The organism is Dyadobacter ginsengisoli DSM 21015, from assembly GCF_059568735.1.
Map to the genome: position 1 here is coordinate 508,004 of NZ_JCANTY010000005.1, position 21,029 is coordinate 529,032.

Consider the following 21,029-nt stretch of genomic DNA (forward strand, 5'->3'; position numbering starts at 1 on the left):
ATGAAGCACCGTTTCGAAGTACTGGACATTTTCCGCGGGCTTTTTGCATGCCTGGTGTTTCTGTTCCATCTCGGCCCTTTCGCCAACACCCCCATCCTGAATAACCGTTTTGTGGAGAATTCGGATATGTTCGTAGATTTCTTCTTTGTGCTCAGCGGCTTCGTAATCGCATACAGCTACCAGTTCCTGGCCGATTGGCCGCAGTTCAGACTATTCCTGAAAAAGAGGGTCTACCGGATTTATCCGCTGCATCTGGTGATGCTGCTGGCATTTGTGGGCATGGAAATAGCCAAAAACCTGCTTAACCCATACATTCAGGTCAATAACCTGGTCAACCCGGCTAATAATGTTTACACCTTTTTCACCTCGCTCTTTCTCATCAATTCCACGCCCGTTCCCGGTGTGCACGACGTAAGCTGGAACATTCCGAGCTGGTCGATCAGCGCCGAAATGATGGCTTATCTCGTATTTGGAACCCTGGTCGTGTACATTCATCAGTCCCGCCAGTTGAGCCGACGCAATATGTGGTACGCTTTGATGATCGTTATCTCACTAACCGGCCTTTGGAGTGTATCCAACAGCTTTCAGATCAATTACAGCTTCGATTATGGTTTCCTGAGGGGTATCCTGGGTTTTTTCACGGGTGTACTTTGCTTCAACCTGTTTAGCGGAACACATCTTTCGGTTCGGGAATGGCCTCCCCTGTTTTTCTCGGTGATGGAAATCACTTCCCTGGGGCTGATCGGGCTATGCATTTACAATGGCGAAGAGATGAAACCCTGGGGTGTGGTTTTCGAAGCGCTGTTCTTTCTTTGCATTTATACTTTCGCTTTTGAGAAGGGGATTGTTTCAAAAGCCATGAAAAGTGTGGGCTTGCTGCATCAGCTTGGCAAGTACTCCTACTCCATTTACATGACGCATGCATTGCTGATCAGCCTTTTCAATGTGCTTTTTATCCGCATCCTCAAATTTCCACCCGAGGCTTACACTTACCTTTTTGTACTCAACTTTATACTGATCTATTTTGTGTCGGCCTGGACGTACAAACACATCGAAATGCGATTCCAGTACAAGTCCCCGAAAAAAGTGCAGGACGAAGAGGTAGTGGGCAAATAATGCCGCGCCGGTCAGGGATGGATGACCTGTTCGAGGTGATAGTGGATAATATCGGCGATCGCGTCCACCCTGTTTTCCCAGCTGTTTTCTGCCGCTATGGTAACGCGGGTTCTGCGTTGTTCGGGGCTATCGCTTTGTAATGCATGGCCGATCGCCGCGGAAAACTGCCTGGCATCGTCACAAAATATCACTGCGCCCTTGGTAAACTCTTTCAGATCCGGATTAAAATCCACCGCCACCACGGGCTTACCTGCTCCGAGGTATTCAAACAACTGCAAAGGAAAAATACTGCTGCTCTCATCATCCTTCCTGAACGGGATCAGTGCCACGTCGAAGCCTTTAATCACCGCGGGCTCGTCGTCATAACCGACCGGTCCGGAGAAATAGACATTCTCAGCGGTGAAGAACCAATCCGGAACAAACTCCCTGGAAATGGGCCCGACGAAAACAAAACGCTTGTCGGAATTAGCCTCGATGACCGACCGCAGCAATGGATAGTCCAATTCGCGTCCAATGGCACCCAGATAGCCGATCACCGGTTTTTTCAATGCCTGAATGACCGGAAAAACGGGCAGATCTACACGAAGCGCCTTGCTGCTATGTCCCAAATCTGCCGCACTGGCTATAAAATAACTGTGCAGGTTCTGCTTTTTCTTTTCTTCATAGAGGCGCTTGGTGCTACATATTACTACGTCGCTTTCTCTAACGAGGATATCCTCCGATGCCACACCATGTCTCCTGTAAAGGGGTGGCATCACCGAGTCCATGCAATGATAAACTTTCAACTTGGGCGTGAGTCCGTCAGCAACGGTAGGATAATGGAGATTGAAGGAGTTGATAAAAATATAATCCCTGATCTTGTAAGCCCGAAGAATACTGTTGAGCTTCAGGCGGATCAAAAATTCATTGATTCTCAATGCAGTACGAAACGCAACGTTTTCAGGCAGGAAGTTGACCGATGGCAGGATCGGCGGTATGATCACTTTCAAGTTTGGGATTTCCGTTTCTATCAGACTATGCCCGGTAAGTGAAAAGTGCTCCTTCCGGAACCGGTATTCAGCTGTTTTGCGTAGTCTGAAAAAATCGCTCAGCGTGAAGGGATTTTCGATATAATACACCTCATTCTCCCTCGCCAGCATTTTGGCGGTCGTGTAGCTGGCTGATTCAATGGGCGCGTCAAATCGGGATAAACCTAAAATCAAGATCTGATGTCCTTTCAGTTTCATGAGTAAATCGCATTCATTAGATTCTCCTCAGATCGGCATGACAAAACAGCCTCAACCATGGTCGTTTAACCCGTAATTTAGAAATTTTTGTCATACATCCCTCCATTTAAAGTGGTCTGCCAGGATTTCTTTGGTTTTTTGCTGTTGGTCGGGAGCGCAACCATTCGGCCGGATGTTCAATATCTCCAATCACCGTGCCCTGTGTACAACGAGCCGCCCCCACCAGTTCCTGACGAGGTTCATCGCTTCCGCGTAACCCGTGGTGAAGACGCTCAGGATGTTGAAGGGGTAGAAACGGTTCAGTCCCCAATAACCTATGCTCACTCCAATGAGTGTCGGAACAACACCCGCGATGGCAACACCGTAAATACTGCCGGTGAGGTAAATGCCCGTGACGGAAGCGATGACGCTGCAAGCGAGCATGATCAAAACCTTCACAAAATTGATTTCGGGCTGATGGATCACGTCGAGCGTCAACGCAAAAAAGCGGTCGAGCGGATAAAGTAATGCGAACGTCATGAACAAGCGCATGATGTTGGCGGCCTCCGAATTCACATACTTCTCCCCGCCAATGATATGGATCGCCACGTCGGCGAGGATTACCGCGCCGGTACAGGCCGGAAGCAGCGCCATGGTTATGAGCCCGGCATATCTTTTCATCGTTTGAATCACCTTTTCGCGGTTGCCCTCATTATAGGCGGCCGAAAGTTCGGGCATTCCGGTAGCGGCAAAACTGCGAAGCGGGATTTCAACGATCTCCATCAACCGCTGCCCCAGGTTGAAGACGGCCAGTGCCGCCGGTCCCAGCATGAAATTGATGATCAGCGTATTGGAGGTACCAAAAAGATTGGAACTCAATGTGGTTCCAACGGAGAACTTGCCAAAATGAAAAATTTCGTCAATGCATTCCTTGGTGCGGTCCTTGAAATTGGCCACCCTCGCCCAACCCATCACGATAGTGAACACACTGGTGAGCGCTGCTCCGCCCAGGTAGGCATAGATAATATTCTGAAGCGTTGCCATCCTGGTAAACGCCATCACCATCACGAACAAAATGAAAAACCCCTGACTCAGGAAACGGATACAAAGCAACTGATCGAAACGCTGCTCGGCCTGTACCACACATGAAGCAATAAAATAGGGCAGCGAGGCAATGTAAATGATCCCGAACCATTCCACGAACAGCACGACGGAAGGATTTTGAATCCAGGAAGAAAACAGAAATGCAGGTATGTTGATCAACGCGAGAATGCCTGTGATCGCCCCGCCTATTAACCAGGCCGAACCCACCACTTCCCGCTTGCGCGCTTCGTCCGCGCCGGCGTAAAATTTGATAAAGGCGGTCGTCAGAAATCCCGACCGGAAAGTATCGACCAGCAGCAGGATCGACAGAAAGAACACCCACATCCCGATACCCTCCACAGGTAAAGCGCGATACAGAATGATCATATTGAGCATTCCCAGTACCGACATGATCCCGTTACCCGCCAGCGAAAGAAAATGTTTATTCCTTAATTTCTGTAAAAGGTGAATGGCCATAAGGTAGCTTGCAAGATATTATGGTCAACCGGAATTATTTCCACAGATTATTTTAACGAATTTACCAATAGCCGACCCCACGCAATATGCGAAGTAATTTTACAATATTTTTGCGCAAAGCTGGAATAATGTTTTAACTTTCCTCCGTGCTATCCCGGCAACCGGGCCTCCATGACTGTAAAGATGTATAAAACCTACTGATTACCAGAATATGAGTTTATTGGGTTTACCTAAATGGATTTTACCGCACCTTTTTACAAACAAGCGATTTGAAGACCTCACCGAAGGTGAAATCCGGGACCTGCGGGAACGCATCAACCGCTTCAAGGAAGAAAGTCCGGAAATCTCAGTGGTAATTCCGGCCTGGAACGAAGAAAACAACATTTACAGGACACTCTCATCGCTCTCGGCGAGCAATACCCGGGCGAAAGTCGAGATCATTGTCATTAACAACAACTCTACCGACGGCACCCAACATGTGCTGGATACACTCGGCGTCCGGAATTATCTCCAGACGGTACAGGGAACGCCGTTTGCCAGGCAAATGGGGCTCGAACTTGCACGTGGCAAATACCACCTCTGCGCCGATTCAGACACGTTTTACCCACCCGACTGGATTGATCTGATGGTAGAGCCGATGGCCAGAAATACCCGGATTACGGGTGTTTACGGCAACTATGCTTTCATTCCCCCGGCCGGTCAGGGACGCCTGGGTTTATGGCTCTATGAAAAATTTGCCGGCATCATGATCCGGATACGCAAGAAAAACAGGGAATACCTGAATGTGTATGGGTTCAATATGGGTTTTGTCACCGAAATTGGGCGCACCACCGGAGGCTTCAAGGTGAGCGGTTCGCGGGTTTATGCCAACATTGTTGGCAGCGACTTCCAGAACGAGGCGGAAGATGGCCGGATGGCCCTGAACCTGAAAAAAGCCGGAGACCTGAAACAAGTGACCAGCTCCAGGGCGACGGTGTTTACTTCCCCGCGCCGCCTGCTCGACGACGGCAGCATCAGCAATGCATTCTTTAACCGCGCGAAACGCCAGTTGCAAGGCATGCGCGATTATCTCTCGATCCTGTAAGCCACTATGCAGCACGATTTCCCGGACACTACGTTATTGATCACTCACTACAACCGCAGCGGCTCCCTGGGAAGGCTACTGACCAGCTTCGAATCGCTCGGCTGCCGGTTCGCCGACATCGTCGTGTCCGATGATGGCAGTAAACCTGAGCACCTCGACAAAGTAACCGCGCTCAAAGAACGCTTTCCGTTCAGGCTGATTACCACGCCGGTCAACCGGGGCCTGGGCAACAATATCAACAAGGGCCAGGATGCGGTGCGATCGGAATACACCTTGTATGTACAAGAGGATTTCGAGCCTTCCGACATTTTTCCCGGACATTTCCAGGACGCGCTCGCATTCATGCGCGAAGATCCTGCCTGGGATATCGTGCGTTTTTACGCCTATTTCGCCTACCCTACGCTGAAATCATTCGGGAAGGGTTATTCCGAAATGGTGTACCGTTTCTGGGACATGAATCACCTCAAATTCTATTACTACAGCGATCACCCGCATTTACGCAGAAGCAATTTCCTGCAAAAATTCGGACGTTACCCGGAAGGCATCAAAGGCGACCTCACCGAGTATAAAATGGCGGTAAGCTTCCTCCAAAAAAGGGGCAAAGGGCTGTTTTTCGATGATTTTACCAAGCTATTCTACCAAAAAAACTCATCTGACGAACCCAGCACCATGGAGCGTGCCAACTGGAAGCTCAGTGAAAACCCGCTGATCAAACTTTCCAGGCTCGCTTACCTGCGCTATCGCTGGCTGAAAAATACCCTGGACGTGGCTTTTATGAAATAGACCGGACTGACCTGCATGAAAAAGGAATATTTCTTCGAGGGAGTGACATTGCTCATCACCCATTACAACAGGAGTCAGTCGCTGGAACAGCTGCTCCAATCTTTCGTTGCGCTCGACTGCCGGTTCGAAGAGATCGTAGTATCGGACGACGGCAGTAAACCCGAACACGTCGACTACCTGCTGCAATTGCAGAAAAAATACCAGTTCCGGCTCATTACAACGCCTCAAAACAGGGGGCTTGGCAACAACATCAACAAAGGCCAGGACGCAGTACGCACGCCGCTTACCTTGTATGTGCAGGAAGATTTCACGCCTGCGGCGATCTTTCCGGAAAGCTTCAATCACGCACTGGACATTATGCAGCAAAAGCCGGACAACGATGTAGTACGGTTCTATGCCTACTTCGAGTATCCTTATCTGCGTAACCCGCAAAAGGGCTACCACGAAATGGTGTTCGGGCTGTTTAAACCGGGTTACAGGAAATTTTACATGTACAGCGACCACCCACACCTGAGAAGGAGCAATTTTTTTGAAAAGTTCGGAAGGTATGTCGAAGGACAGAAAGGGGATGTTACCGAGTACCGGATGATGATGTCTTTCCTAAAAAATAATGGCAAAGCATATTTCTACAAAGATTTCACAGGACTGTTCACGCAAAAGAACTCAGAGGCCGAACCCAGTACGATGAAAAGGAACATGTGGCGCGAAAGCAACGGCTTCCTGCTCACCCAAATGAGGCATCTTTACCGGCATCTAAAATTTAATTTTGACTACCTGATCTGAATAGAAGTCTGACTTTATTCCGATCTTGTTCATGTCAAACTCCAACGTTTCCACCCCAGCACATGCCCACCAGCTTGACAAATGACTCATTCAGATGGTATTACGCGAGCATTTACCTGGGCCTGGCGCTTATCTTCGGCTCCCAGTATTTTACCTATAAAAACGTCAGGGATCTCTCGCTGAACAATGAACGCCTCAATGTGACGATAGGCGTCCTGAACCAGACTGCCAATTTCGGACTGGTGACAAAGGACTTTCAGTCGAACATGCGCGGTTACCTCATCACAGGAGACAACAACCTGCTTGCGGACAACTACAACAAAAAGATCCAGCTTGTCGGAATCACGGATACGCTTTTTAACCTTGTTAAGACAGACAGTGTTCAGACCCGCCGGGTTAAGGAATTGCTTGACATATCCAGCCAGATCGTTGGCTATTCCCAGAACGTGATCAGTATCTACCGCATTCAGGGCTCTCAACAGGCATTCAGCAAGATACAGGAGGGGGAAGGCATCCGGCTCAACGGCCTGCTTACCCGGAAGATCAACGAGATAGATGATTACGAAAATCATAATCTTGACCAGCGGCGCAAACTAGTGTCGGACACCCAGCAGAATTCGGTGCTGTTCATCTTTGTCACCGGAGCGGTCGGGTTTATCCTCACCATCCTTTCGATCGTGTTCCTTAACCTCGACAAGCGTAAGCAGCAACTTTTACAAAAGGAGATCAACGAGAAAGAACGGACCGTCAGCCAGTACCTGGAAGCAATCCCGGATGGCGTAATGGTTATCAACAACGAGCGCAAGATTGAACTGCTTAACGAATCGGGTCGCGAGATCCTTGGGGTGGCAGGCGAGCGCCCCGAATCACTTGAAGAACAGGTTCAGCGGATCAAACTGCTCGATCCTACTCGCTACCATGTTCGTTTTACATCGGAGACATTGCCGGTAGCGCGCGCATTACAGGGAGAAAAGCTGACAGGCAATAAGATAGACCTTGTCAAAAACGACAGGATTTATCATTTGGAAACGAATGTACAGCCTGTAATCGGCCTCGATGGCCAGATTACCAGCGCCATTACGGTTTTCAGGGATATTACCGAACGCGCCAACTACGAGGCTACGCTTGAAAAAGCGCGTATTCTGGCCGAAAAATCGGTGCGTGTCAAGGATATTTTTCTTTCCAATGTAAGCCACGAGATCCGTACGCCGCTGAATGCGATTATCGGATTTACCAACCTGCTGCTGGGCGAAGTTACCGATCCTAAAAGCCAGGAATACGTGGGCTACATCCAGTATGCCGGGAAAAACCTGCTTGAACTGATCAATGACATCCTGGATTTCTCCAAGATTGAAGCGGGTCAGGTACATCTTGAAAAAACGCCGGTATCGATCCGCGAACTGACCGACTCTATTTCGGCGATCATCAACCATCGGGCGGTAGAGAAAGGCATTACGTACGAACCTATCCTGGCAGCCGGTCTGCCTGAATACATTGAAACAGATAAATTACGTCTGACCCAGATATTGCTCAATGTTTGTGGCAATGCGGTGAAATTCACCGAGCACGGCAGCGTAAAACTATTGGTGGCACCTCTCGGCGAGCCGATCAATGATATACAAAATCTTCGTTTCGAAGTCCGGGATACCGGAATCGGCATTCCAGAGGATAAGATCAAAGAGGTCTTCAACCGTTTTGTGCAAGCTACCGAAAGTACGACCCGAGTCTTCGGCGGTACCGGTCTTGGACTGAGCATCGTAAAATCGCTCGTGCAGCTTTTCGACGGGACCCTCAACCTGGAAAGTGAGCTGGGCAAAGGCAGCGTCTTCACCATTGATTTCCCTTTCCGGGTGATCAGGGAAGTAGATTTGCAGGAAGAGATCGAAAAAACACTAGATTTCAACACCTCCATTATATCGCTGCGGGTACTGGCTGCGGAGGACAACACGCTTAATCAGAAATTATTGAAAGCCATTTTTGAAAGGCTGAATATCCCGCTTATAATTGTAAACAATGGCCAGGAGGCAGTCGATCGGCTAAAAGAAGAGCCGTTCGACGTGGTGCTGATGGATATCCAGATGCCTGTCATGGATGGTTATACGGCGATTAAGGAGATACGACAAAACATTTCCCCCACTATCCCGATCATCACCATGACCGCCCATGCGATGGTAGGTGAAAAAGAAGAATGCCTGAGTATTGGCGCTAACAGCTATATTTCGAAACCGTTTAAAGAAAGTGAACTACTGTATACTATTGCCCATCTTGGAAACAAAGACAATTACGAACCACTACAATCCCAGCCGAAAGAACCTACTCAACCCTCAAACAAAATGACCGATACAATCCTGAATCTTGATTACCTGGCGGAGATCACCGGTGGAGATAATGAACTTCGCGACGAACTGATAGCCCTTTTTGAAAAAGACAGCCAGAACCAGTTGTCGAACATAGCCGAGGCCTCGGCAGCCGGTGATACCGAAAGACTCCGGCAGGCCATTCACAAGTTCCGTTCCTCACTGTTTTCCGTGGGCATGCTCAATACCGCCAACCAGTACAAGGATTTGGAAGCAACACTGAAACAAGGTATCTGGACGACCGCTTTAAGCGAGAAACTGGTGCAATTGAAAGCTGAGGCGGAACTCGGACTATCCCAGCTCAAAAAATTGTTGGAATAAAAAGCTGTCACATACCGATTCCGGCTTTGCTGATGGCTTTATAAATTTCCCCGACGCTGTTCTCCCATGTATGCGAGCTGGCGAATGCACGTCTTTCGGTTGCGCGGGCTTCCGAATCTTCCGTGAGTGCTTTTTCGATCAGCCGGACATAATCTTCCTTGCTTTTGCCGAGGTAGACATGTTCGGAAAACACGCTCATCGCGTCGGTAGCCGTGGCAACCACCGGCTTGCCTACTGCCAGGTATTCATCGATTTTACGGGGATAATTACCGATCGTGACCTCGTTGAGCAGTTGCGGATTGACACATACGTCGAATGCATTGATGTAGGCCGGTAAATCTCTGATGTTCCGCGATCCTGTAAAGGTCACATTCGGCAATTGGTGGAGATTACTTTGCAAAAATTCGTTGTCTTCGGGGCCGACCAGCACGATGTTCCATTCCGGGCGCTGAACGGCCATGTAATGCAACAATTCCACGTCCAGTCTGATGCTCTGTAGTGCGCCCACGTACCCAATCCGTGGACGAGCAATTGCACCGAGCCCGGCAGGCTCCCGGGCATCTTTACCCTCCACGAATATATCCAGGTCGCACCCCTGCCCCACATAATGGGAACGCGGGTTGTACCGGGCGCAGTAACTGGCCAGATAAGTAGAATTGGCGACGCATAGATCACTCTTCGCAATCAGTTCGGGTTCAAGACGTGCACCGTGTTTGCGCCAGTAGTCAACTGCGAGCATATAATCCCGTGAATAGTATACAGACAGCCTCGGGTTGAGCAGGTCTTTCAGATAGAAGCTCCGGAACATGTCATTATCATTGAAATGAATATAGTCCCCAAAACCCAGCCTCTGCACAGCCATTGCTATCGACTTAGCAAACAGCCCGTTATTCCGTTTGTTTAAAATATCGAAGAAAAGGCCCGGCAGCCAGTTAATGGATTCTATCAGCTGGTCGGGGTAAAGTACCCAGAGGTTTTTCTGAATCTCTTCCAGCCCATCGGCCTTGCCGTAGACTATATTCTTCCGTTTGACAACTTTGGGATCATGGCCATTTTTGAGCAAACTAATGCGGTCCAATGGTGAATTGACATACAACACCCGGTGATTCTTACTGAATTCCAAGGCAATGTTCTTACAATTACTTCCGATTTCCACATCCCAGGCCTGCTGTCCTGTAATGACAATATCCATAATTCAAGTGGCACATGTGCGGGCAGAAGCTGATCCGCCCGGTTCAGTCGATTTATTTAATTTTATTGCTGATGGTCCCGTATTTTACCGTCGAGGCATCTGCCAGTATAAGGTGAGCGATTTCCTACGCTGGGCATTATTTCTTTACTCAGGGCCACCGTACAGGCCCGAACCGCCCTTAATTTACAGTTTTTGTACAAATAATTTTACATATCACTAACCGATAAATTCGCGATCGTCGAGTACTCGGGTAATATTGATGATCGCAGCAGCCAGATAGAAGTAGATGTTGGAAGGGAATTGCACGATTGCCTCTTGCGGATAGTTACCTACATTATAAGCAAACACGACCAGCAACATAGCCAGGCAGTAGGTTTTGAGCTCGGCATTTCGGATCAGGTAATAGTTGTTGATTCCCTCCTTCAGAATAAAAAACATCAGCAGGCAAAAAAGAAACAATCCTACCCAGCCGAGCTCTACGGCAATGCGGACATAACCGCTGTCGGGCGGAAAATTGGCCAGATACGACTGCGGGGCAAAACGCTGCCCCCATGCGCCCGTGGCGCCAAGCCCTCCTCCGATGGGATGCGAGAGAATGTATGGCTGAATCCGTTTCTGGTTGTTTTTGCGCGCCTGGAACGAAATGTCCTCGTTCGGTTTGAATGCCGTCTGGAAGCGAACGATGTTTGAATTAGTGGTCGGGACGAAGATCAGGAACAAGATGAAAAGCCCGGCGATACCGGAAAACATAAGGACCTGGCGATTGAAACGCAGGATCACAAACAGCACCATTGCGGCAGGTACCAGCACGTATGCGCCGCGCGTACCTGAAAACAGCATGGCCGAGAAAAACAAGGCAATTAAAACGACCAGGAGTACTTTTTCCCATGTCTTCCGCACATAGGTGAGCAAGGCGATGCACAGGATACACGCGACCACCATATTATACGAAAACGCAACCGGATCAGAGAAGATCGAAAACTTCCGCCAGTGGCCGGCGATGAAAAGCAGGTTGGCAATACCCGGGTCCGAATGCAGCCATGCGTCCTCTGCTGCGGAGAAACCCATGAACTCCTGTTTGAATCCGTACAACGCTCCAAATACGGCCAGGCCCAGCCAAAGTTTGAGTATGAATCGCAGGACTTTGATCGTGTTGATCTGGTACATGAACACAAAATAGGTCAGCATCACGATTGCTACCGCACGAATGGTGTAAAGCCATGCGAGGCGCGATTCCGCCGCCGGGTTGGCGACCTGGATCAGGTTGTAAACGATCCAGATCAAGATCATCACGCTGATGGGTCCCTCAAAGATCTTCCAGTTGGGTTTGCGTTTCTGATGAATGAAGAATCCGAGGATCAGCAGGCCCTGAATACCGTCCATGACAGTCCCCAGCGGGAAGTCGATGCCCAGGCGGCCGATGAAAAACAGCAGATAGGCAAGCGCAAGGAGTATCGTGATCCCAAATGCAGGAAATGCTACTATCGCGTATACTACCGGGGGCCCGATGATCAATGCGATGATCCCCGCTCCGGCGATGATCCCATTGTAGACGATCAATGCCCCGAAGGACAACGAAATGCACAGCAGGATCACCAACCCAGTCCATTTCCGATCAAAGAGCGAACGCAATTTTTCCATGCGGCTTTGTTCAGTGCGGCTCTTTCCCGGGATATGTATCTGAATGTCTTTCACTAAAAAAACAGGATTTTAAAGAACCAGATGAACACACTGACCAACGCCAGCAACAGCGCAGCCTGCCGCGTTTTTCGCTGCAAGACGGTGAGGTCATCGAATCCCCTCTTTTGCTTTTTGACTGCTTTTACCGGATAGATCTTCATGGTCCAATGCGCTAGGTTTTGGGATCCGTATTTTCCTGACGGGTAGCAACCGATATTTTGTTGGCTTTGCGCACGTTCATAAGCGCCATGACCTGGTAAAAAATAAATTTGGGGATGTTCACCAGCGACTGATAAATCCTGGGATCGGTATCCGAGCGCCGCAGCGAAATGTAAAAACCGCCCACGAAAACTCCCAGGGCAATCAGCCAGATTAATGACACGACCGGTGCGAAAATCAGGTTGATCAGCATAAAAAATACCGAAAGCAACAGGAAAATGAACAAAGGCGGCCTGAGTAGCACCAGACCAAATAGCGTCTGATTCAGGTTGAAGCCCGTGATCCCTTTGAAAAGCAGGTTGAATCCGTAAGCAAAGTACTTGAACCAGGTATTGATCCAGCGGGCTCGCTGCTTTACGAGCTGGTCGGTCCCAGTTGTTTTTTCGTCATACACCACCGCCTTTTCCGCAAATGCGATCCGGTATTTGCGGCTTACGATCCCTTCTTGTAAGACCTTATCAAAGCCGGCGCCCGCGACGTCCAGGTGCCCCAGTACGGTTTCATACAATGCGGTGCTGAATGCCATCCCCGACCCCGCCAGTGTGGCCGAAGAGCCTGCCCCAAACAGCACTTTTCCATCATAAAAATGATAGTAAATGTCGCGCGCTGCATCCAGGCAAGCGTAGGTCGTATCGAGATTCTTCGCTTCCCTGATACCCTGGACCGCCTGATATCCCTGTTTGAAATACACATTCAGCTCATTCAGGTACTCCGGGTCTGTCAGGTTATCGCTATCGATGATGGTGAGGTGTGTATGCGGCCGGATGAAGCGCCGGATCGCGTAAAAGTGTGATCGTGTGTTACTACCCAGCACCTGCTCGGGTCTCAGCAAGAGTACTTTGTCTCCGGGGAAATGCAGATTGCTGATATCACATTTGTCGGCCACTACATAAATATGGTAACGGTCGTAGTTTAGTTTCAGCAGCGAACCCACCACGGCAGGCAGTTGCTGAGTGTATTCGTAGGCCGTTACAATGATCCCGTAGTCCGGATCCAATTCTGTCCCCGCGCTGGCACGCGATGTTTTCCCTGCATTCCGGATGCTAAAAAGCAGTAGCAAAAACGCAGGAAAAACCAGATTATAGCCGATTAAAACCTGTATCGCCAACCATATCCATTCCAGAATTATCATGCTTCGACCGGTTTATCCAACTTTCCCGCTTGTTCGGGGATGTCTTCGGTGTTGGTCAGTACCCATCCGGCAAACTTGCCATTCAGGGCATCCAGGTATTGAATTTTAGACTGGTCATCGGTGGAAATCGAACGGCCCGCTGCAAAAACAGCGACCACCAGATCCGAGAATGCCACCCATTCCTTTGCTTTGTTCATCGCCCGCAGCGAATCCGTTTCGATCAGAATCACATCGAACTGCGATTTTAATGCTTGCAAACGTTGGCCGATCACCTTTTCGTCTGCCAGTTCAAGCAGGGAAATATCGCCGCCTTTCGATCCCAAAATGCTGATCTGACCCGCCCCTGCCTCCGGAACATTACCTGATTTAACAAAGCTCTCAAACAAAATGCTGTCCGGGTTCAGTTTCGAAATGTCCGGTTGCCCGAAATTCCCGTCGACGATCAGCACCGTTTTATTGATCTTGGAGAATGCCCAGGCCAGTGAGATTACGAATGGAGTTTTGCCAACGCTGTGGGACAAACTGGTTACCGCTATTATTTTCGGGTCATTCATTTCACTATCCAACTCGTACCGGATCGAACGCACCAGGTTCTTGTACAACCGTATCGACTTGTCATCCGATGCATTCATACCCGACAAGCTCAGGTTCGAATCCTTATCCAGGGCATTCAGATACCCCAGGACCGGTTTGTTCGTCGCGTTCGCGAGTTGCAAAGGATAGCGGATCGATTTGTCCAGATAATAAAGGATAAAAAACACAAACACACAGAATGTAAAACTGATCACCCCCGAAAGGATTACCAGGACCATCTTTTTCGATGCCTGCACCTCTCCCGGCATCGCGCGCTCGATCAGGCGCAGGTACACCGGAAAACTGAATTCCAGACTTGCTTCGTTGTACCGCTGCAAAGCTTCAATGTATTCTTTGCTGGCAATGTCGATGGAGGTTTCATACTCCTGGATCTTCGCTTCGTTGGGTACCAGCCCATCAAATTTGCGGTTAAGCCGGTCCAGCTCGCCCTGGATGGACGTTACGCTGTTCCGGGCCAGTTCAAGCGATATTTCCATGCCCAGTTTCTGTGTTACCAGATCTTGCTTCACCACCATCGGGTTGTAGGCATACTTGTCGGTCGCCTCATTGATTTCTTCCGACAACCGGCCGCGGAGCGAATCGAGGCTGAGTTTGATGTGATTATCGAAATTGCTCAGAATGTAACGTTCATTCAGCGCTTTCAGGTTGCTTTTGGTGGCAATGATCTTCTGGTTCACGTCCGTTAACGCACTTTCAAAATATTTGCGCTCGGTCGGGTTAAAGCGGTTATCTATATTTCCGATTGCGGCTGTATAGGCGATGATGTCCTTCTGGGCTATCTGCCGGCGTGTTTCAAAATCGGCCATTTGTCCGTAAATACTCTTGGCCTGCTCGTTAAGGTTGAGAACCCGGTTCTGAATTTTGAAATTTTTCAGCGTGTTCATCCGCTCGTTGAGCGCATTAAGCTTTTGCAGCATAAAACTTTGCAGGAAGTCGATGGTCTTTTTATTATTGCCTACCACCCGCAACGAATTGTCTGCGATAAATTCCTGAGCCAGTGTATTGATCACATACGCCGCCAGATCTGCATGCTCCGCTTCGTATTCTATATCGATGTAATCGCCCACACCGGTGCGGTAAATGGTCAGTTTGTCGCGAAGTGTATTGGCATCATAGCCCATATCCACGATGATCTTGTTCAGCTTCCTCTCCTCCGGCTTCCACAGTAACAGCTCTTCCCTTTTTTGGTACTTTTGGGTGATGAGCGCAATCGCTTTGGCCTTGTCTGCCTTGCTCATTTCTTCCAGTCCCCGGACGGGCTCCCGCCAGGTAGAGTCCTTCAAGCCTTTCAAATCATTGAGCATCAATCGGTAAGATACCTGATCTAATGTCCTTTTCAGCCGCATTACCTGTATAAGGCTCTCAAATTTACGTGCGATCTGCTGATCCTGCTCGTCTTTGGCCTTCGTCACCACCTGGTCGGTCTTGTCCACCAATCCCGTGGCTATCCGCGCGTGCGATTCGTAGGTATCCGGCAATCGTCTGACCAGGAAGTAGCAAACGATCACCGTGATCAGAGGTACCAGGATCAGGGTAATTTTATTCCTCTGCAACAATCTCAGGAACTGTACAACTTCGGTCATTTGATATCTTCTAATTTTTGTCCCAACAATTCTTCCAGGCTGCTTTTTGCTACCAGCACTTCGCTCTCCGAATTCAGCATATTCTGTGCATGGTCGGTCTGCATGAGCAATACCTGGTTATATTTTTCCAATGTTTCCTGTCCCATTTCAAACCGGCGCCGGATATTGGAGAGCATACTCTCTACATCCAGCGACGCATTCGAGCGCAAGCGGTAAACCGCCTTTTTCTGAATATAGGTGAAATATCTTTTTTTCACCTCCGCCACCATATTCAGGTCGTAGGATTCCTTGTCGTATTGGGCCGATGCCAGCTCACTTCTGGCCTGTTTCACCAGCGCGGGCTTTTGCAGGATCGAACCGATGTTGACAAAAAAACCAAATTGATAGGTAAAAGGAAAAGAAGGCGAAATAGGCCCCGCATTGCTTTTGGGGCTATACAGGTAAGAGAAGTTGAAAATGTCGAAATACGACAGCTTCGCTTTTTTCACCCCGGTTTCAGCCGCATCGATATGCGCCTGGTACATTTTGATTTTGGGGTAGTTGGCTTTACAGACCGCGATCAGTTTGTCGAGATAGGCGTAATCGATGTCCTTACTCAAAGACTCCTGTGCACGGGCGGTATGTATAGTGAGAAAAAACAGAAGCCAGAAAGCTGTGTACCGCATCGGCATTTTAGAAATTATATTTAAAATCGTTTTCACTTGATTTTGTAGCAATACAAAATACTTTTGGATAAAATATTACTACACAGTTCACGAATCTAGGTAAAATGTCCTTATCCGACCAAATCCGGAATAGCCCGGCGTTAAAAAAAGCCGTCCACTGGATGCTTATTCCTACCAACCAGGCTCGTCCCAGGCTCTGGGTCCGGATATTTCTGAACCGATTCTTCCATCAAAGAGGTAAGAATGTCATCATCCGTCGGTGGGTGCGGATGGACGTGCTGCCTTTCAACCCTTTCTCAATCGGAGACGATTCCATGATTGAAGATTTCAGCACGATCAATAATGGTGTGGGGGCAGTTCATATTGGCGCCAACTCGCTGGTTGGCCTGGGTAATGTTATCATTGGTCCTGTCACGATCGGGAACGACGTTATCCTGGCGCAGCATATCGTCGCAAGCGGTCTGAATCATGATTATCAGGATATTCAAAAACCTATTCACAAACAGGGCGTCAGCGTATCTCCCATTAGGATTGAAGACGAATGCTGGATCGGCGCTAATGCCGTGATCACAGCGGGTGTCACAATCGGCAGGCATTCTGTCGTAGCGGCAGGTGCGGTCGTTACCAAAAGCATCCCTCCCTATTCGGTCGCTGTCGGCAATCCGGCACGTGTCATCAAAAAATATGACCCGGCATACCAGGATTGGGTAAAAGCTTCCTGACATAGCGACATTGAAAAAGATGAGCATCGCCATGTCCCGGCGTCGTCAGACGTTCTCAGACTGCAACAATGCCGGGAAAGTTTTCAGGATAATCTCCATATCCATTTTGAATGAAAACTCCTTTGCATAAATAATGTCCAGCTGTGTCCGCTCGTCCTCGGTCATATCCGCCTTTCCTTTGCCCCGTTTCGTAACCTGCCAGAGCCCCGTCAGACCTGCCGGACCAGCGAATCGTAAGATCTTGTCATCCGTCGTCATCTTTTCAGCTTCATATAGTGGAAGCGGCCGATTCCCTACCAGCGACATATCGCCCTTCAGGATGTTGATCAGTTGGGGAAGTTCATCGATACTCGAATTTCTCAGGAACTGTCCGAAGCGGGTAATGCGGGGGTCGTTCTGGAATTTCATGAATGCGGCTTTCTGCTCTTTCTGAAACTGATAAAGCTTTTCGCAGATCTCCTTTCCATCGTGAAAGAGCAGACTTTTGCACTGATTCCCGGCTATGCAATCGTCGCAAAGCCCCTGGGTCTCGATCTGGTTTACCGGCTCTGCCCTGGAATACATATTCAATGCGGCCATTTTGCGGATTAGCTGGTCAGCGTCCGTACGCATGGTCCTGAACTTGTACAGATCAAAAATCTTGTAGCCGCTTCCTACCCTTTTGGATTTGTAGAAAACAGGTCCCTTCGAATCAATGCGGATCATAATAGCTACGATAATGAAGATCGGCAGCAACAGAATGACCGCAGTTCCCGTCGTCACCACATCGATGGTCCGTTTCCAGAGTGGCGTTTTGTGGCTTTGGGAACCGATCTTTTGCGAAGCCTTGTCTGCCACATACCACTGTCTTTTCTTGAAGTACTTAATCCGGGTGATCAGGTCGCCGTCCTCAAAATTCGCTGAAAAAACGTCATCGGCATGTTTGGCTTTGGCAAGTTCAATGGCTTCCCGGCTGAGCAGGTCGGTGACAAGTACAAAGGGGATATTCCCAAAGCCGGCACTATGCCGGATGGTATCCAGCAGCTCGACCCCGCCGCTATTCACATGCGCCACCACGACATCGGCAGGATAGTTTTCTTTCAATGCCTGCAATACTCCCTCCCGGCTGTCGAAATACTCCACCTGCAGTGAATCGGCGAACCGCTCGGCGAATCTGAGGTACTCCTGAAAATCGGCGTGCAGATAAATAACCCTGAACTGCGCAATGTAGGTTTTGACACCGGTTGCCATTTCTGTTGTCGTACCAGCCAGTTCCATTTTGTTGGTAGTTTATGAATAACGTTTGCTACGGCGAAGAATCGCGTTGATTTTGGCATGAACCTCCATGGGATTGAAAGGTTTAACCATAAAATCATCGGCCCCCAAGTTCAGGCACTGGATGCGTTCGCTGCTTTCATCGGAACCCGAGAGGATAATAATCGGGATATCGGCATACAGGTTGCTGGCCTTGGTTACTTTCAGGAACTCCTTACCGTTCAGATTGGGCATATGCAGGTCGGCAATGATCAGGTCGGCCTGATTACCTTCTTCCAGCCACAGCATCCCTTCGGAGCCGTCGCTCTTGATCACCACATTAAAATCCTTTTTTAGAAAATGTTCCAATATTTTGGTGATACTAGGCTCGTCGTCTATAATCAACAGATTCTTTCTATTGTCCATAGGTTAGTTATATAGGCAAATTTTCGGTGTCGTGATAAAGGGAACCCGCAGTAACTATTTTATAGATTTAGTAATAATACTTGTCATAACAAAATTTAAGCACGGAAATTGCAGATTTCGCCGATCGGTCGACTCTCAGTGCTTTGAAATCTACTGCAGAGTGACTGAAACCCGGAAAATCGCAAACTATGGGTTGCTAAAAATCAAGGGATGAGTGGTTAAGCGCGCGTAGTAAAATTACATGCTAGGAAGTACACCGCAAAGGATAACCGACTAAAATCGGATATTTTTTAAAATTACTTCTACACATTTCTACGTAACCACCTGATTTGGATGTGCTTATTAGGGTTTGCGGAACGATACCTGGACTTCGATTATCGCCGAAACGGGCAATCCGTCCCGTATCGCCGGCTTCCATTGGGGTCCTCCCTGGATGATACGGATCGCATCCTGGTGTAGTTCACGTGCTCCCTGTGCAAAAAAGCCGGACAGTGCCCCGTTTTCATTGACAGCAAATGACACGATGACCTTTCCTTCCCTTTCCACCGATTTGGCCTGATGGTCCAGATATTCCTGGTACGCTTTCCAGCCCTCCGCCGGAACAGGTTGCGGAATGTTCTTAACGGCAGCGGATACGCCCAGACTTTTTTTGCTTTGTGTCTGCGTGTGTGTCACAACCACCTCATCGAGTGTCGGGGTAAATTCTTCCAGCCGGATCGTTCCAATTTCCTGCTCCGAAACCGGAATTCTCTTTTCATTAAATCCGATAAATGACAGCCGTAAGGAATCATGCGCATTCACGGGAATCCGGAAGTGTCCGGCCGAATCCGTGACACCCTCATATTCCGACTTGCTACGTACCTGTACGCCCGGGAGCGCAGCACCTGCGGCGTCGACAACCCGCCCGGAAACAAAATGTTTGGAAGAAAGCACCTCTGTTTTGGCTCTGGCAGAGAGCGACTTGGCAAAAGCTTTCGCAGGCAGGGCCGCGCCGGTTGCAGGCAAAGCGGGTGACGCCGCACCGGGTGACGCAACACCGGGTGACGTAACACCGGTTGTCGCCGGTGCGGCTGTCGATTGTATTGGAGCAGCTGCGGGCTGCGCCCGAGCAATATCCTCAGTGAGTTGGCTGTCGAATACGGGATCACCCAACCCTGGCTTCTGTTCCGAGGCAATAGAAGTCGGGGAAGGCTTGGGAACTGCTGTTTTTGAGACAGGGGCAGGTGTTTTATTTAACTCCGCCCCGAGTATTGCGGCGTTATCTTTTTTCTCGGGAGCACCGGATGGGGCAATTACCATCGTTTCTGTGCGGGTCGCGGTCTGCTCGCGCATTCCATCCGGGGCGTTCAAGAAGTAGAGACTGTACAATCCCACCGCCAAAAGTACCGTGGCTGCGGCACCATAAGCCCACAATGGAATAATGCTGCGGTGGCTGCCTGAGGTCCGATCTGCCAATCGTCCCCTAAGTCCGGTTCGGAGATCAGGAATATGGGTTTCCTGGCTATACCACGCCAGAAAGCCTTCATAAGCTTCGGCAATCAGGGGTTCTTCCAGCATCTGCATTTCGAGCCGATGCTGCTCTTCCGGTGGCATTACCCCTTGGTAATACCGCAAAAAATCGTCAAAATCCGGAAAGTCGGGGTTAGTTTTTGCCATGGCTATCCACACAAATTTTCAGGTTTCGCTTTCCATTTTGGATATAGCTTTTTACTTTATTCAAATCAAACCCGGTGGTTCCCGAAATTTCCCGGTAGCATTTGGCCTGGACATAAAACAACTCCACGGCTACGCGTTGAGCCTCTGGCAGTTTTTTCATGCATATGGAAAGAAGGTGGAGACGCCCTTCCGTGAAAAGTTCATCCTGCTCCGTTTCCTCGACAACGCCTGCCCATCCTTCCGTTTCCTCCATTTCATCAGTACCCACAAAAACCCGTGCGGCACGCAGCTTCATCAGACAGTAGTTTCGCGCTACGCTGTGCAGCCAGCTTTTGAAATTGGCCACCTCCTGTACTTTCAAATCTGCTACCAGTTTCTCAAATATTTGCATCACTGCGTCTTTACTCTCCTCTTCATTACGCAGATATCGGTAACACACCCCAAAAACCATCTCCATGTACGGCGCGTAAATCTCCCCCAAAAGGCGCAGATTACCCGTCAGCCGGTATTCCCTGAGCTGTTCGCTCTCCGAAACCAGTTCTTTCGTTTGGCCCTGAAACAATTTTAAAAACTTCACATGTGTCTGGTTTGAGAAAACAATTCCCGCCATTTGAACACTGGATGCGGATTAATCAAAATTCCATAAAAAAAATTAAAAACTTTTATGGAATTACCACGCGGCATGCATCCACGGTGCAGAACTATAAATCTCAAAACC

18 protein-coding genes are annotated in these 21,029 nt (G+C 49.1%); 6 read left to right on the forward strand and 12 right to left on the reverse strand.

The features are described from left to right. Complete coding sequence (locus BP71_RS20675) at positions 1 to 1,116, forward strand: acyltransferase family protein (protein ID WP_496382688.1); 1,116 nt, start codon at positions 1 to 3, stop codon at positions 1,114 to 1,116. Between the two features lie 11 nt (positions 1,117 to 1,127). Here BP71_RS20675 and BP71_RS20680 read toward each other — a convergent pair whose 3' ends face one another. Then, entirely contained in the window at positions 1,128 to 2,342 is a 1,215-nt protein-coding gene (locus BP71_RS20680) for a glycosyltransferase (protein WP_496382690.1), read from the reverse strand. Positions 2,343 to 2,531: 189 nt separating this feature from the next. Then, complete coding sequence (locus BP71_RS20685; RefSeq protein ID WP_496382691.1) at positions 2,532 to 3,881, reverse strand: lipopolysaccharide biosynthesis protein; 1,350 nt, start codon at positions 3,879 to 3,881, stop codon at positions 2,532 to 2,534. 211 nt (positions 3,882 to 4,092) lie between these two features. Between BP71_RS20685 and BP71_RS20690 the strand changes: the two genes are divergently transcribed. The 4 genes from BP71_RS20690 (at position 4,093) to BP71_RS20705 (ending at position 9,209) form a co-directional block, all read left to right on the forward strand. Then, positions 4,093 to 4,965, forward strand: a complete 873-nt coding sequence (locus tag BP71_RS20690; RefSeq protein WP_496382693.1) for a glycosyltransferase family 2 protein — start codon at positions 4,093 to 4,095, stop codon at positions 4,963 to 4,965. Positions 4,966 to 4,971: 6 nt separating this feature from the next. Continuing rightward, positions 4,972 to 5,748, forward strand: coding sequence for a glycosyltransferase family 2 protein (locus tag BP71_RS20695; protein WP_496382695.1), 777 nt, complete (start codon positions 4,972 to 4,974; stop codon positions 5,746 to 5,748). Positions 5,749 to 5,763: 15 nt separating this feature from the next. After that, the gene (locus BP71_RS20700) at positions 5,764 to 6,531 is read left to right on the forward strand and encodes a glycosyltransferase family 2 protein (RefSeq protein ID WP_496382697.1); all 768 of its coding nucleotides are present in this window, start codon (positions 5,764 to 5,766) and stop codon (positions 6,529 to 6,531) included. A 62-nt stretch (positions 6,532 to 6,593) separates the two neighbouring features. Then, the gene (locus tag BP71_RS20705) at positions 6,594 to 9,209 is read left to right on the forward strand and encodes a response regulator (RefSeq protein ID WP_496382699.1); all 2,616 of its coding nucleotides are present in this window, start codon (positions 6,594 to 6,596) and stop codon (positions 9,207 to 9,209) included. 7 nt (positions 9,210 to 9,216) lie between these two features. On the opposite strand, the gene BP71_RS20710 is transcribed toward BP71_RS20705, so the two are convergent. The 6 genes from BP71_RS20710 to BP71_RS20735 form a co-directional block, all read right to left on the reverse strand. After that, positions 9,217 to 10,401 carry a glycosyltransferase gene (locus tag BP71_RS20710; RefSeq protein ID WP_496382701.1) on the reverse strand — a complete coding sequence of 395 codons (1,185 nt, stop codon included), beginning with the start codon at positions 10,399 to 10,401 and terminating at the stop codon, positions 9,217 to 9,219. 216 nt (positions 10,402 to 10,617) lie between these two features. Further along, positions 10,618 to 12,042 (reverse strand): O-antigen ligase family protein, encoded by a 1,425-nt coding sequence (locus BP71_RS20715; protein ID WP_496382703.1) that lies wholly within the window; start codon positions 12,040 to 12,042, stop codon positions 10,618 to 10,620. 53 nt (positions 12,043 to 12,095) lie between these two features. After that, positions 12,096 to 12,242 carry a hypothetical protein gene (locus BP71_RS20720; RefSeq protein ID WP_496382705.1) on the reverse strand — a complete coding sequence of 49 codons (147 nt, stop codon included), beginning with the start codon at positions 12,240 to 12,242 and terminating at the stop codon, positions 12,096 to 12,098. 11 nt (positions 12,243 to 12,253) lie between these two features. Beyond that, entirely contained in the window at positions 12,254 to 13,432 is a 1,179-nt protein-coding gene (locus BP71_RS20725; protein WP_496382707.1) for a glycosyltransferase, read from the reverse strand. Then, positions 13,429 to 15,609, reverse strand: coding sequence for an exopolysaccharide transport family protein (locus BP71_RS20730; RefSeq protein WP_496382709.1), 2,181 nt, complete (start codon positions 15,607 to 15,609; stop codon positions 13,429 to 13,431). Before BP71_RS20730 ends, BP71_RS20725 begins: the two co-directional genes overlap by 4 nt. Beyond that, positions 15,606 to 16,274, reverse strand: a complete 669-nt coding sequence (locus BP71_RS20735; RefSeq protein WP_496382710.1) for a TolC family protein — start codon at positions 16,272 to 16,274, stop codon at positions 15,606 to 15,608. Before BP71_RS20735 ends, BP71_RS20730 begins: the two co-directional genes overlap by 4 nt. Before the next feature lie 104 nt (positions 16,275 to 16,378). Between BP71_RS20735 and BP71_RS20740 the strand changes: the two genes are divergently transcribed. Then, positions 16,379 to 16,996 (forward strand): acyltransferase, encoded by a 618-nt coding sequence (locus tag BP71_RS20740; protein ID WP_496382712.1) that lies wholly within the window; start codon positions 16,379 to 16,381, stop codon positions 16,994 to 16,996. Between the two features lie 45 nt (positions 16,997 to 17,041). Here the strand turns inward: BP71_RS20740 and BP71_RS20745 are convergent, their stop codons facing one another. From BP71_RS20745 to BP71_RS20760, 4 genes are all read right to left on the reverse strand, one after another. Continuing rightward, complete coding sequence (locus tag BP71_RS20745; RefSeq protein ID WP_496382714.1) at positions 17,042 to 18,253, reverse strand: sugar transferase; 1,212 nt, start codon at positions 18,251 to 18,253, stop codon at positions 17,042 to 17,044. A gap of 12 nt (positions 18,254 to 18,265) precedes the next feature. Then, positions 18,266 to 18,655 (reverse strand): response regulator transcription factor, encoded by a 390-nt coding sequence (locus tag BP71_RS20750; protein WP_496382716.1) that lies wholly within the window; start codon positions 18,653 to 18,655, stop codon positions 18,266 to 18,268. Between the two features lie 342 nt (positions 18,656 to 18,997). Further along, the gene (locus BP71_RS20755; protein WP_496382718.1) at positions 18,998 to 20,311 is read right to left on the reverse strand and encodes a carboxypeptidase-like regulatory domain-containing protein; all 1,314 of its coding nucleotides are present in this window, start codon (positions 20,309 to 20,311) and stop codon (positions 18,998 to 19,000) included. Next, the gene (locus BP71_RS20760) at positions 20,298 to 20,888 is read right to left on the reverse strand and encodes an RNA polymerase sigma factor (RefSeq protein WP_496382720.1); all 591 of its coding nucleotides are present in this window, start codon (positions 20,886 to 20,888) and stop codon (positions 20,298 to 20,300) included. Before BP71_RS20760 ends, BP71_RS20755 begins: the two co-directional genes overlap by 14 nt. Positions 20,889 to 21,029 lie beyond the last annotated feature (141 nt).